This window comes from Thalassolituus sp. UBA675, from assembly GCF_002297765.1.
Classification (GTDB): domain Bacteria; phylum Pseudomonadota; class Gammaproteobacteria; order Pseudomonadales; family Oceanobacteraceae; genus Thalassolituus.
Genome location: NZ_DBNJ01000008.1, coordinates 158,411 through 172,274, shown reverse-complemented (window position 1 = coordinate 172,274; position 13,864 = coordinate 158,411). Strand labels below are relative to the sequence as shown.

Genomic DNA, 13,864 nt, shown 5'->3' with positions numbered 1-13,864 from the left:
AAAGCCCGGTTGCCAACTTGGTTAATTACCCTAGTTGATAACCCTAGCTAATTACCATCATTGATTTCCGGGCTTTTTCTTTTTACCAGTAAGGCGCGCTGGCGCTAATCTTTTAATCGATTAATCCCGAGCGCCTTCAAGGTATATTTCTCGAAGACGGGCTCAGATGAACCTGTTTTCATTTTATGCATGAAGTATTTTTCAAACGCGACTTTGGCGAGGTGCACCCACTTTCCTTTTTTGAACCAGGTGACATTTCTTGGGGGAATCTGAGGAATCGCGACAAACGCCGCGCCGGTATCGCCCATATCCGCAAGACAGATAGCACTCCAAGTGCCCTTGGCATCTGCCACTCCCCCTTCGATGTCAGCTTTTAAGTTATGCGCAATGGCCGTCATCATAGATTCAATCATGTACCCGGTTTTCGGCGTACCCGTCGGCACAGGGGTTTCCTCAACCGGAGGAATTGCGACGCATACACCCGCCGAATAAATATTGCTCCATTTTGGATTGCGCTGATGCTCATCAATCAGAACAAACCCTTTCGGATTGCACAGCCCTTCGACGGCAGCAACAGGATCAACGCCCGCAAATGAAGGCAACATCATGGAGTGATTAAATGGCAGTTCGTGCTCTTTTTTCAGTGAGCCGTCATCGTTCAGTTCTTCGACATACATAACGCCGTCACCCACTTTGGTTACCTTGGCGTTGGTAATCCATTTAATGTGACGATTACGTAACTCACTCTCAAGCATCGACTTCGAGTCACCAACACCGCCAAGCCCCAAATGGCCGATATAAGGCTCACTGGTTACATAAGTCATTGGAACCCGATCCCGTACCTTACGGTTTCTGAGTTCTTTATCGAGGATAAAGGCGTACTCATACGCAGGGCCAAAGCAAGAAGCGCCGGGCATCGCGCCAACGATCACATGACCCGGGTCATTCGATAATTTATCAACATCATCAAGGCAGGTTTCTGCGTGGTCGAGCGCGCAGATAGACTGTGTAAATCCCCCGTGAGGGCCAGCACCTTCAACCGCAGCGAAGTTCAGCTTAGGTCCAGTAGCAATGACCAGATAATCGTAGGCTTCAGTTGATCCGTCGGCCAGGGTCAGCTGGTTTTCATCCGGATTAATTGCCGTCACCGCCTGGGCAATGAATTCGATGCCTTTCTTTTCCAGATAAGGTCGGATGGGAAAACTGGTATCCGGGCGCTTGCGCCAACCCACAGCGATCCAAGGATTAGACGGGACGAACCAGAAATCCTCGCGCTCGTTGATGACGGTGACCTGATGCTCTTTGCCCAACAACTCACGAATTTCATAAGAACCAGCCATTCCGCCGGTGCCTGCGCCAAGAATTACTACACGTGCCATGAGAGTCCCTCCGGATTCAGTACTTCCTTTTAGATTACTCCTATTTTCTAAAATAACCATATAGTAATAAAGTATAAGAACAGGCAGAGAAGCCAGGCGACAGAAGTTCTGTGGTGGGAACGGAAGTTAGAGGTTATCGCTGTGGCACGAACAGGTCTGACGAGCTGGCACTTTCCAGCGCTGCCAGTCCCCTGTGCCGGCATCATATGTTCGGAGATAACCGTGCTGTGGAGAACCAAAGCCGACGATCAGGCGCAACGCCTCAACCACCTGAGTCGTCCCTATGACTCCCACTACTGGAGAGAGAATTCCGTTTTCCGAGCAGGTTAGAGTGTCATCTTTCAACGATGGATACAGGCACCGGTAACAGGGCGAACCTTGCTGGCGCGGGTCAAACACAGCGACCTGGCCATTCAGGGCAACGGCGGCACCGGATACCCAGGGGATGCACTTCTGCAAGCAGACTTCGTTGATCGCGTAACGGATCGCGGCGTTATCTGAACAGTCGACGATGACCGTCAGCCCGTCATGTGAACTGCCCTGTCCGTTTAACCCGTCCTCTGAGCTCAACCAATCCTGCTGGCTCAACCACTCAGAGTCGGCACGCTGAACATAGCAGGATATCTTTACGTCCGGATTAACCGCCTGACAGCGCTGTGCCGCAGACGCTACCTTGCTCATCCCCACTGAGGCCGTGTCATGAATCACCTGCCGCTGCAGGTTTGAAACCTCAACCTGATCGTCGTCTACCAGAATCAGATGTCCAACTCCGGATGCAGCCAGATACAGCGCCACCGGTGATCCGAGACCACCCAGCCCTATGACTACAACCGTCGCTCTGGAAATGGCTTCCTGCCCCTCTATATCTACCTCAGGGAGCAGAATATGGCGGCTATAACGAAGCAGTTGATCATCCTTCATTCAGGCACTCCCGGCATTCGCCCACCGCTGATCCTTGGATTGCCGCCCAGATCACAGCGGTTCTGTACATTCACGAAGCCTCTTTGACGTAAGTAGTCACACACCGCCTCAGCCTGATCGTACCCATGTTCCAGCAACAACCAGCCGTCAGGTTTCAGATAGTCAGGAGCGTGATCAATAATATGAAACAGATCCGCCAGCCCTGACTGCTCAGCCACCAGTGCCGAGGCAGGCTCAAAACGCACGTCGCCCTCAGCGAGATGGTTATCATCAGGATCAATATAAGGCGGGTTTGAGACAATCAGATCGAAGTGGCCGTTGACGCGCTCAAACCAGCTGCCATGAATCAGATGAACATCAAGCTCCAGACGCGAGGCGTTGCTCTGCGCCAGCGCATAGGCGTCGACATCGAACTCCACGGCTTCAACAGACCAGGCGGGATATTCACTTTTAATGGCCAGCGCAATCGCGCCTGTGCCGGTACCAAGATCAATAGCCCTTGCGGCATCTGGCAGATCAAGATCCAGCACCCATTCAATCAGAGTTTCTGTATCCGGCCTTGGGATAAGTGTCGAAGGTGCAACTCTGAGCGGTAAGGACCAGAACTCTCTGACACCCGTAAGATGCGCTATGGGATGCCCCTCAATACGGCGGGCTAATAATTTGTTGAGCGAGTCTTGCTGCGACTCTGTCAGCGACTTTTCTGGCCATGTATAAAGCCAGGCGCGATTCACATCCAACACATGCATCAGCAGCAGTTCTGCATCCGCACGAGGGGACTCACTGTCGGTCAATGAAGTCTGAGCCCGAGCCAGCCAGTCGCTAACGCTGCTCACTGCCCCGCCATTTCAGCCAGCAGATTGGCCTGATGCTCGTGAATCAGAGGTTCAATCACTGGTGACAGATCGCCCTGTACGATTTCATCCAGCTTGTAGAGGGTCAGATTAATGCGGTGGTCGGTAACCCGGCCCTGAGGATAGTTGTAGGTACGGATACGCTCCGAGCGATCGCCCGAGCCGACCAGGGATTTACGGGTGGCGGCCTGCTCTGCCTGAGCGGCAATGCGCTGGGCGTCGCGTAGGCGGGTCGCCAGCATAGCCATGGCTTTGGCCTTATTCTTATGCTGCGAGCGCTCATCCTGACATTCAACCACAACGCCCGTGGGCAAGTGAGTAATACGAATCGCCGAATCTGTTTTGTTTACGTGCTGACCACCCGCGCCGGAAGCGCGGAAGGTATCAATACGCAGGTCGTTTTTGTTGATGTCGACTTCATCTTCGCTTTCGACTTCAGGCATCACAGCAACGGTACAGGCCGAGGTATGAATGCGCCCCTGGCTTTCGGTTTCTGGAACACGCTGGACACGATGAGCGCCGGATTCGAACTTCAGACGTGAATACACATCGGTACCACTGATACGCACGATCACCTCTTTAAAACCACCGTGCTCGCCTTCGTTGGCGCTCATCATTTCTGTACGCCACCCCTGGGTTTCAGCAAAGCGGGTGTACATACGGTAGAGGTCACCGGAGAAAATTGCGGCTTCATCGCCGCCGGTACCCGCGCGGATTTCGACAATCACATTGCGGCCGTCATCCGGGTCTTTTGGCAACAACAGAATTTCAATTCTGGATTCCAGATCTGCAATCGCGACCTTGGCGGAATCAAGCTCTTCCTGGCCCATGGCCCGCATATCGGGGTCATCATCACTGGCCAGTACTTCCGCTTCTTCCTGATCAGAGACTGCCTGTTCATAATCTGAATACGCTTTGGCGACTTCTTCCAGCTCTGCATATTCCTTGGAAAGATTACGGAATTTATCCTGATCGCTAATCACGTCAGGGTCAGACAACAGGTGTCCAACCTCTTCGTAGCGGTCTCTGAGGCTTTCCAGTTTTTGCAGTATCGAAGGTTTCATTCGTTTGAGTTATCCAGATCGAACAGTTCGCGACTCCAGTCGAGAACTTCACGACGCCCTTCGGCGCCAGCACGGCGCAGAGCCGTCATGGGTTTATGCAGCATTTTATTGCCGAACGTATGAGCAAACGTACGCAGAACTTTTTCGGGGTCTCCGCCATTCTGAATCTGCTTCAGAGCTTTCTCAAGCTGCTCATCCCGTAATGTTTCAACGTAGCTACGCACGTCAGTGAGAGTGCTGACGGCATCGAGCGCTTTCAGCTCGCGCATGTAATGCTCAACGCCAGCTTCAATCAGCTCTTCCGCCTGCTGAGCAGCATCCTCTCTCGAACGGACATTTTCTTCAATGATGTCCCTGAGATCATCAACGCTGTAGAGGTAAACGTCAGAGAGCTCACCCACTTCTGCTTCAATATCGCGTGGTACTGCAATATCGACCATAAACATGGGCTTGTGACGGCGCTTTTTCAGCGCCTTCTCAACCATCCCTTTGCCAAGGATCGGCAGTGGGCTGGCCGTCGATGAAATCACGATGTCAGCATCCGGCAGCACCACGGGGATATCTTCCAGCAACACCGCTTCTGCATGAAACTCTTGCGCCAGCGTCTGTGCGCGCGCCAGCGTACGATTTGCCAGAGTCAGGTGCTCAACACCCGCCTGGCGAAGATGTCGGGCAACTAACTCTATGGTTTCACCTGCACCAATCAGTAAGGCGCGGCTATTTTTCATATCCGCAAAGATATGCTGCGCCATACGCACAGCCGCAAAAGCGACTGAAACAGGGTTCTGGCCGATAGCAGTATCAGTACGGACACGCTTAGCGATTGAGAATGTCTGACGGAAAAGACGGCCTAGCTCAGACCCGACCGTGCCGGCCTCCTGAGCCACTGCAAATGCCGATTTCATCTGGCCCAGAATCTGTGGTTCGCCAAGTACCAGCGAATCCAGACCACTGGCCACGCGCATGGTGTGCGATACCGCGTCGTCGTTTTCGAGAGAATAAAGAGAGGCTTCAAGGTCCGTGCGGCCGATCTCCTGATTCTGTTCAAGCCAGTGGCCGATCAGATCAGGACAGCGATCGTCTGCGGTGCAGTAAATTTCAGTGCGGTTACAGGTCGATAGAACAACGACTTCAGAGACACAATCCAGGGCGCGAAGGTTTTTCAATACATCAGGCATACCGGCAGGATCAAACGCCACCCGTTCGCGTACAGCAACAGGAGCGGTTTTGTGGTTAATGCCCAATGCCCAGATACTCATTCTGCCGCCAGAGTTCCTCGCCTAAAAGCCGCGATTATAAACAGCCATACGGGAATTTTCCCGCTAAATCTTTGACTTACCTGTCCAAGTAACCCTAAATAACGACATAGTTGCATACCGGATCTGCTGATAAACCACACCATGGCCAACGCTGAACAGTTCTGGCGCGTCGGACGGACGCTCCTCACACTGGGCCTGACCGCTGTTACCGCGGCCTGCGCCTCACTGAATTCAAAGTCTCCCGAGGAGCCTGCTACTGCGCCCCCGGAAAAAATTGTCGAGTACAAAGCCATTCCGGCAAATACCATGTATTCACTGCTGGTTGCTGAGATGGCCGGACAACGTCAACGCTACGACGTTGCGCTCTTTCATTATCTCGATCAGGCCCGCAAAACCCGCGATCCTAATGTCGCGGAACGTGCTCTGCGTATCGCTCAGTACATTGGCGCCGCAGGGTTTGCCGCTGAAGCCTCTGAGATATGGCTGGAAGTAGAGCCCGATGACCCAGGCGCGGTGCAGGCCGCCGCTCAGGTTGCTCTGGGCCGCAAAGAATTTGATCAAAGCCTCGACCTTTATGCCCGCTTTTACGAAATGACTGGCGTGGCGCAGTTTGATTTCTATGCAGCTGCCTTACTATCCAATGATGAAGTTATACGCAGTGAGCGGCTGGATGCCCTCGACGCACTGACGCCGACCTATCCCGAAAGCGGTAATCTCGTGTACGGTCAGGCATTGTTACTCCAGTCTCTGGGGCAGGATGATGCTGCTATCCAACGCATTGATCAGGCCCTGAAACTTGAGCCGGGGCTACTGCCGGCGGCTGTTCAGAAGGCACGTATTCTGGCTCGTAATCAGCGCGTTGATGAAGCCATCGACTGGCTGGATAAGCTGCTGGATGATCACCCCGACAACAAACAGATCGCGGTGTTACGCGCTCGCATGCTCCTGCAGTCAGGTGACGTTCGTGAGGCACGCAATGCCTTTGCTGCCATCAACCGACAATATCCTAACGACGACCAGATCATTCTCTCGCTGGCACTGCTCGAGGAAGAACTCGAAAACTACAGTGAAGCAAAACCGCTTTTGCGTGAATTGCTCAATAGCAGTGATAAACAATCAGAAGCCAGTTATTACCTGGGGCGCATTGCTGCCAGTGAGAATGATCCAGATCTGGCGATCAGTTACTACCGCCAGATTGGCGACAGTCGCGAGTTCCTGCCTGCGCAACTGGCTGCTGCGCAGCTTCTCAATCAGGAGCAGGGACCTGATGCGGCCACCAGCTACCTGCAGGAACGCAGTGCCGAATTCCCTCAATACGCGGGGCAGCTCCGTCGCCTTGAAACGGATATTTTAATCAAAGCCGGACGCCAACAGGAGGCGTTCGAGAGTGTCTCCATCGCCCTGAAAGCCGAACCAGAAGACACCAACCTGCGCTATACGCGTGCCATGCTGGCCGAGCGACTCGGGAATATGGCGTTGCTGGAAAGTGATCTGCGCCAGATCATTGAACAGAACCCGGATCATGCCGAAGCACTTAACGCACTGGGCTACAGCCTTGCCAATAAAACCGACCGGTTTGATGAAGCCGAGCCTCTGATTGAACGTGCCATTGCGCTCCAGCCCGACAATCCGGCCATCATAGATAGCCTCGGTTGGCTGTACTTTCGTGAGGGTAAGCTGAACGAGGCTGGCCCTCTTCTACTTGATGCCTGGAACCGTATGAACGACCACGAGATCGCGGCGCATCTGGGCGAATGGTACTGGGCTACCGGCGATAAAGAATCTGCTTATGACATCTGGGCAAAGGGGCTTGAACTCGAACCAGAGAGCGAGGTCATTAATGAGACTTTACAACGCCTTGGTGTCGACCCGTCGGATTTATAACATGCTTCGTTTTCTTACCCGGCTGCCTCTTGCGGCCGCAATTCTGCTGATGTCAGCCTGTGCTTCGTTTCTTCCCCAGGGAGGCAGTGATGCTCTACAAGACAGTCTTAATGACGTTCAGCACTGGCAGGTCCGCGGCAAAATGTCGGTTATCACACCCGATGACAGCGCGACTGGCTACATGGACTGGAAACAGAATCAACGCGAGTTTGATCTGTATATCGCCGGCCCACTCGGGCAGGGAGCAACACGACTGACCGGCGATAAACGCTCCGCTGCACTCACTCTTCCCGGCTGGGACGAACCTCGTCATGCCGAATCACCGGAAGAACTGATGTTGCTCTATCTCGGCTGGAATTTTCCGGTGTCTGATATCCGCTATTGGGTAAAAGGCCAGGCCAGTCCGAACGGCAATGCCAACACTGAGTACGACGAGAGTGGCCTTCTGTCACGCATGGAACAGTACGGCTGGACCATCACCTACAAGCGCTACTCAAATCAGAATGGCTACTGGCTGCCGGGTCTGGTCAAAGTGAGTGGCCACGATTTCCGTTTTACCTTTTCTATCCGTGAGTGGACTCTGCATGACTGAGCGAAACGACGACAAGTGGCTGACTCTCCCTGCGCCTGCCAAGCTCAATCTGTTTCTGCATATCACCGGACGTCGGGCGGACGGCTACCACAATCTGCAGACCCTGTTTCAATTTCTGGACTATGGCGACGAGCTGTCGTTCCGGGTGCGCGACGATAGCGAGTTAACTCTCAGCCCCGCCATCGATGACGTTCCTTTCGAAAACAATCTGATAATCAAAGCGGCAAGACTGCTGCAGTCCCGTGCGACCGGCGAAACATCCGGAGCAGACATTCAGCTTAAGAAGATTCTGCCCATGGGAGGCGGGCTGGGTGGCGGAAGCTCAGACGCTGCGACCACATTGCTCGCGCTCAACCACCTATGGCAGCTCAACCTGAGCCTTGATGAGCTGGCAGATATGGGGCTGGCGCTTGGCGCCGATGTGCCCGTATTTATCCGCGGCGAAGCGGCCTTTGCCGAAGGCGTTGGTGAAGTCCTGACCCCGGTGCCAGAGCTCGACGAACCCTGGTTTCTGGTGGTCTGTCCGCAAGTACATGTAAATACTGCAAAAATTTTCTCACACGAGGGCTTGACCCGGGATACAGAGGTCATTAATATTCGCACCGCGTTGAGGCAAGGGGGCAGAAATGACTGCCAGCAAGTCGTCACGATGCTCTACCCAGAAATAGGTAAAGCATTGAATTTGCTAAATAAATTTTCCTTTGCTAAGATGACGGGCACTGGAGCTTGCATATTTTCAAGCTTCGGTTCTGAGACAGAAGCCAGACAGGTTTCTGACCAGTTACCGGCTGAGTATGTGGCCTTTGTTGCGAAAGGAACTAACCTTTCAACGACGCATAAGGTATTATTCAGACCGTCTTAAATGCTGGGGTGTCGCCAAGTGGTAAGGCAACGGGTTTTGATCCCGTCATTCGCAGGTTCGAGTCCTGCCACCTCAGCCAATTCTATCTCCTCCATCTTTGAAATCACTGCATCAAGGGGACGACTGTGTCTAAGTTGATGGTATTTACCGGTAATGCAAATCCGGAACTGGCTAAGCTCGTCGTCGAGCGTCTCGATCTTTCCCTTGGCGAAGCCACCGTGGGCAAATTCAGTGATGGTGAGATAACCGTCGAAATTAATGAAAACGTTCGCGGTAAAGACGTTTTTATCCTGCAGCCTACCTGCGCACCAACCAATGACAACCTGATGGAAATGCTGCTGATGGCCGACGGTCTGCGTCGTGCATCCGCAAGCCGTATCACAGCCGTTGTTCCATATTTTGGCTACGCCCGTCAGGATCGTCGTCCACGCAGTGCTCGTGTGCCTATTTCTGCGCGCGCCGTAGCTGACATGATGTCAGGTTCTGGTATTGACCGTGTTCTGACTGTTGACCTGCACGCTGACCAGATTCAGGGCTTCTTCGATATCCCTGTGGATAACGTGTATGGCTCCCCTATCCTGCTGGACGATATGGAACGTCAGAACTTTGAAGATCTGATCGTTGTATCACCAGACATCGGTGGTGTTGTTCGTGCACGGGCGATCGCTAAGCAGCTTAACGTTGACCTCGCGATTATCGACAAACGCCGCCCTAAAGCGAACGTATCTGAAGTCATGCACATCATCGGTGATGTGAAAGACCGTACCTGTGTTCTGGTCGATGACATGGTCGATACCGCCGGTACCCTGTGTCAGGCAGCGAAAGCATTGAAAGAATTTGGTGCGAAAAAGGTTGTCGCCTACTGTACGCATCCTGTACTATCCGGGCCCGCGATTGAACGCCTTGCCAGTGCAGAGCTCGACGAGCTGGTAGTGACTGACACTATCCCTCTGTCTGAAGCCGCCCGCGCAACCGGCACGATCCGCCAACTGACCATTGCAGGTCTGCTGGCAGAGTCGATCCGTCGCGTAAACAACGAAGAATCCATCAGTGCGATGTTCCGTTAAGCCGCGAGCTTAAGAACAACGAACTGATTATCGGCAACACCACAAGGTGTTGCTATAACGACCGCCGGCGTTGGTCGCAAACTCCGGCGGTTTTTACATCCTGAAATGAGGAAATCACTATGTCAGACTTCACTTTGTCTGCTGTAACTCGCGAAGATGCGGGGAAAGGTGCGAGCCGCCGCCTGCGTCGCGAGAACGGCGTTCCAGCAATCATCTACGGCGGTAAAGCCGGTGGTAACGACCGTAAGCCTACGCCTATCACTCTGAAGGCGAATGAACTGAACAAAGCTCTGGAATCAGAAGCTTTCTACAGCTCAATGATCACTCTGTCTGTTGATGGAAAAGACGAAACTGTAATCCTGAAGGATCTGCAGCGTCACCCTGCGAAGAACCTGATCTGGCACGCTGACTTCCAGCGCGTAAGCAAGTCTTCTAAGATCACTACTACCGTTCCACTGCACTTCCTGAACGAAGACACCTGTAAAGGCGTTAAGCTCGGCGGCGGTAAGATTATGCACCAGATGAACACCCTTGAAATCGTATGTGCCGCTGGCGACCTGCCAGAGTACATCGAAATCGACATGGCTGACGTTGAAGTTGGCGGTGTAATCCACCTGTCTGACCTGAAACTGCCTAAAGGCGTTGAGTCTCTGGCACTGTCACACGGTGAAGAACACGATACTTCAGTTGTTTCTGTAATCGAGCCTAAAGGTTCGAAAGAAGACGAAGCTGAAGACGCTGAAGCTGAAGGCGGCGACGAGTAATCGTTGCGCTCAGAGAAAAGCGGGGCTTGTCCCCGCTTTTTTATTGTCTGCTATTTATCACACTGATATCGAATGGACATTGTATGGCTGATCCAATTCGCTTAATCGTAGGCCTTGGCAACCCAGGCGCAGAATACGAAAACACCCGCCACAATGCCGGTTTCTGGCTGGTTGAACGCCTCGCCCGACAGGAAGGCATCACGCTTTCACCAGACAAAAAATTCTTCGGACTCTCTGGCAAAGGGCGCATTGGCGGTCAGGAATGCTATCTCCTTATGCCAACGACCTTTATGAATCGCAGTGGTCAGGCGGTAGCCGCATTAGCGAACTTCTACAAAATCAAAACCAGCGAAATTCTGGTCGTCCATGACGAACTGGACATGCCCCCTGGCGTTGCCAAGTTCAAAACCGGAGGCGGTCACGGTGGACAGAACGGTCTTCGCGATATCATCGCTCGTATGAGCAATCAGAAAGATTTCCATCGCCTGCGGGTCGGTATTGGTCACCCGGGTGATAAAAATCTGGTCACCGGTCATGTACTGGGACGCGCCAGCAAAGCAGAACAACAAGCCATCGACAGTGTCATCGATGAGGCAATACGTGTACTGCCAGATGCGATCGCCGGTGACTTGCCGAAAGCTATGAATCGACTTCACAGCTTTAAAGGGTAAAATACCCGCCACAAGTAATCAGATACACCAACCAAACATACGATCGGGATACAGAAATGGGCTTTAAATGCGGAATCGTTGGTCTGCCCAACGTCGGTAAATCAACACTCTTCAACGCTCTGACCAAATCAGGCATCGCGGCAGAGAACTTCCCCTTCTGTACCATTGAGCCTAACACTGGCATGGTGAACATGCCCGATCCACGCCTTGATGCACTGGCAGCGATCGTTAACCCTGAGAAAGTCATTCCAACCGCCATGGAATTCGTCGATATCGCAGGCCTGGTCGCTGGTGCATCAAAAGGTGAAGGTCTGGGTAACCAGTTTCTGGCCAACATCCGCGAAACAGACGCGATTGCGCACGTTGTACGCTGCTTCGAAGACGACAACGTTATTCACGTAGCGAATCAGGTAGACCCTGCGGCCGATATCGACATCATCAATACTGAGCTGGTGCTGGCTGACCTTGATTCATGTGAGAAACAGCTGCAGCGAGTCACCCGCACCGCGAAAGGTGGTGATAAAGACGCCATCGCTCAGAAGGCCCTGCTTGAGAAGCTGATTCCTCATTTTGAAGAAGGCAAAACCGCGCGCATGCTGGATATGGACGACGATGAGAAACGTGTTGCACGTCAATTCCATCTTCTGACCACCAAACCAACCATGTACATCGCCAACGTTTCAGAAGAAGGCTTTGAGGATAATCCTTATCTGGATACAGTACGCGAAGTCGCTGCATCAGAAGGTGCTTCAGTGGTCGTGGTATGCAACAAGATTGAAGCCGAAATTTCAGAACTGGAAGACGACGAAAAGGCCGACTTCCTGGAAATGATGGGCATGGAAGAACCGGGGCTGGACCGCGTTATCCGCGCTGGTTATCAACTTCTGGGCCTACAGACCTACTTTACCGCAGGTGTTAAAGAAGTACGCGCCTGGACCATCAAAGTAGGCTCAACGGCACCGCGTGCGGCCGCTGCGATTCACACTGACTTTGAGCGCGGCTTCATCCGTGCCGAGGTGGTTGGCTACGACGACTTCATTGAGTACAACGGCGAAAACGGTGCGAAGGAAGCCGGTAAGTGGCGCTTAGAGGGTAAAGAGTACATCGTCAAAGACGGCGACGTTATCCACTTCCGCTTCAACGTCTGATCAACGCAAAAGTCGTTTATCAAGGTTTGGCTTCAGGGGTTCTCCCGGAAGCCAAACTTATTGGAACAATCAATTCATTTTCCCACTCTCTTAATTCACCAGCGAAACAACTAGACTAGAGGCTGTAAACTGCCCGGTGATTTATGACGACTCCTGCATTCCGACTACCACTGCCACTTCTGCTGGCCATGCTGACCGCCATTGGTCCGCTCTCCATCGATATGTACCTGCCCGCGATGGCAGCCATGGCTGGGTCGTTAAGCAGTGACATTCATCATGTCGAGCTCTCTGTCAGCACCTTCCTGCTTGGGTTTGCGCTCGGTCAGATTACGGGTGGCCCACTCTCTGACCGCGTTGGCCGCCGACCAGTCATTTTTCTGGGCTTAACCTTATTTGGCATCGCCAGCGTTGCTCTGACCCACGTAAGTTCTCTTGATGGTCTGTTACTGCTCCGCGGCTTGCAGGCAATAGGCGGTGGACTTGCCGTCGTGAACTCGACCGCCATTGTCCGTGACCATTTCGATGGCACTGACATTGCCAGAGTACTGTCTATGGTAGCCATGATCATGATGGCCGCTCCACTCGCTGCGCCTTTGTTAGGATCTCTGGTACTGACCTTCAGCGGCTGGAGAAGTATCTTCGGTATTCTCAGTGCCTACGCCGCCATTCTTATCTGAATTCTGGTCTGGCAACTTCCTGAGAGCCACCCTCCTCACCGGAGGATTAAGCGTTCGCCGTGGGCGGGGTATGCGACTGTCCTGAAGCACCGCGTCGCACGTCGGTATATTCTGATGCTGGCAAGTGCATACAGTGGCATGTTTGTATTTATCACCGCATCGCCGTACCTGTATCTGGAACACTTTGAACAGAACGAGCAGACATTCCCCTGGTTATTCGGTGCGAATGTCATTGTCATCATGCTGATGAACCGGCTGAATATATTCTGGCTCCGTTACTGGTCTCCGCAGCGGCTGCTGACCGCAGGAATTCTGTTGCAGTTCGCGTCAGCACTGGCGCTACTGCTACTTGCTCTGTCGCCTCACTTCAAGCTCCCTGTGGTTCTGCCGCTACTGATGATCTATGTCGGCTCTCTGGGCCTGATCACAGCCAATACCATGGGCACCGTCATGCAGTATTTCCGTGAGGTTGCAGGGTCAGCCACGGCACTGATGGGCGTCATACAGTTCAGTGGCGGCGCTCTCGCGGGACTCCTATGGGGAAAACTCCACGACCATACGCCAGTACCGATGATGGAGGTGTCCCTGCTGACCGCCTCTCTCGCACTGGTATTTCTGCTCTTCGCTCGCAAAGCCAGCCAATCAGAGGCAAGTCAGAGCGGCATTCACGCATCCGCAACAGACTGATGCATACAAGCAACAATCAATACTTGAGTAAATTG

At 53.1% G+C, this 13,864-nt stretch carries 12 protein-coding genes, 1 tRNA gene and 1 pseudogene; 9 read left to right on the top strand and 5 right to left on the bottom strand.

Annotated features, from left to right (window positions below; genetic code table 11):
- Nucleotides 1-104: 104 nt before the first annotated feature.
- The 5 genes from B3007_RS03770 to hemA all read right to left on the bottom strand — a co-directional run bounded on the left by B3007_RS03770 (nucleotide 105) and on the right by hemA (nucleotide 5,477).
- Nucleotides 105-1,379: an NAD(P)/FAD-dependent oxidoreductase gene (locus tag B3007_RS03770; RefSeq protein ID WP_301377010.1), complete on the bottom strand. Its 1,275-nt coding sequence runs from the start codon at nucleotides 1,377-1,379 to the stop codon at nucleotides 105-107.
- A gap of 126 nt (nucleotides 1,380-1,505) precedes the next feature.
- Nucleotides 1,506-2,300 carry a HesA/MoeB/ThiF family protein gene (locus B3007_RS03765; RefSeq protein WP_301377012.1) on the bottom strand — a complete coding sequence of 265 codons (795 nt, stop codon included), beginning with the start codon at nucleotides 2,298-2,300 and terminating at the stop codon, nucleotides 1,506-1,508.
- On the bottom strand, nucleotides 2,297-3,136 hold the full coding sequence (prmC, locus tag B3007_RS03760; protein ID WP_301377014.1) for a peptide chain release factor N(5)-glutamine methyltransferase: 840 nt from the start codon (nucleotides 3,134-3,136) through the stop codon (nucleotides 2,297-2,299). The genes B3007_RS03765 and prmC overlap by 4 nt, the downstream gene beginning before the upstream one ends.
- A complete protein-coding gene (gene prfA, locus B3007_RS03755; RefSeq protein ID WP_297532400.1) occupies nucleotides 3,133-4,218 on the bottom strand; it encodes a peptide chain release factor 1 in 1,086 nt (361 codons plus the stop codon). Before prfA ends, prmC begins: the two co-directional genes overlap by 4 nt.
- Nucleotides 4,215-5,477 carry a glutamyl-tRNA reductase gene (gene hemA / locus B3007_RS03750; protein WP_068439434.1) on the bottom strand — a complete coding sequence of 421 codons (1,263 nt, stop codon included), beginning with the start codon at nucleotides 5,475-5,477 and terminating at the stop codon, nucleotides 4,215-4,217. The genes prfA and hemA overlap by 4 nt, the downstream gene beginning before the upstream one ends.
- Nucleotides 5,478-5,618: 141 nt before the next feature.
- On the opposite strand from hemA, the gene B3007_RS03745 reads away from it, so the two are divergent.
- The 9 genes and pseudogenes from B3007_RS03745 (at nucleotide 5,619) to B3007_RS03705 (ending at nucleotide 13,829) form a co-directional block, all read left to right on the top strand.
- Nucleotides 5,619-7,361, top strand: a complete 1,743-nt coding sequence (locus B3007_RS03745) for a tetratricopeptide repeat protein (protein WP_301377016.1) — start codon at nucleotides 5,619-5,621, stop codon at nucleotides 7,359-7,361.
- 1 nt (nucleotide 7,362) lies between these two features.
- A complete protein-coding gene (gene lolB / locus B3007_RS03740) occupies nucleotides 7,363-7,953 on the top strand; it encodes a lipoprotein insertase outer membrane protein LolB (protein ID WP_076513701.1) in 591 nt (196 codons plus the stop codon).
- Nucleotides 7,946-8,815, top strand: a complete 870-nt coding sequence (gene ispE, locus B3007_RS03735) for a 4-(cytidine 5'-diphospho)-2-C-methyl-D-erythritol kinase (RefSeq protein ID WP_297532405.1) — start codon at nucleotides 7,946-7,948, stop codon at nucleotides 8,813-8,815. Before lolB ends, ispE begins: the two co-directional genes overlap by 8 nt.
- A gap of 4 nt (nucleotides 8,816-8,819) precedes the next feature.
- Nucleotides 8,820-8,894 (top strand) — tRNA-Gln (locus tag B3007_RS03730).
- A gap of 46 nt (nucleotides 8,895-8,940) precedes the next feature.
- Complete coding sequence (locus B3007_RS03725) at nucleotides 8,941-9,882, top strand: ribose-phosphate pyrophosphokinase (protein WP_068442327.1); 942 nt, start codon at nucleotides 8,941-8,943, stop codon at nucleotides 9,880-9,882.
- Between the two features lie 119 nt (nucleotides 9,883-10,001).
- Nucleotides 10,002-10,646 carry a 50S ribosomal protein L25/general stress protein Ctc gene (locus tag B3007_RS03720; RefSeq protein WP_297532407.1) on the top strand — a complete coding sequence of 215 codons (645 nt, stop codon included), beginning with the start codon at nucleotides 10,002-10,004 and terminating at the stop codon, nucleotides 10,644-10,646.
- 83 nt (nucleotides 10,647-10,729) lie between these two features.
- Entirely contained in the window at nucleotides 10,730-11,317 is a 588-nt protein-coding gene (gene pth / locus B3007_RS03715) for an aminoacyl-tRNA hydrolase (RefSeq protein WP_297532408.1), read from the top strand.
- 56 nt (nucleotides 11,318-11,373) lie between these two features.
- Nucleotides 11,374-12,465, top strand: coding sequence for a redox-regulated ATPase YchF (ychF, locus tag B3007_RS03710; protein WP_297532411.1), 1,092 nt, complete (start codon nucleotides 11,374-11,376; stop codon nucleotides 12,463-12,465).
- 143 nt (nucleotides 12,466-12,608) lie between these two features.
- Nucleotides 12,609-13,829: pseudogene (locus B3007_RS03705) on the top strand (multidrug effflux MFS transporter).
- Nucleotides 13,830-13,864 lie beyond the last annotated feature (35 nt).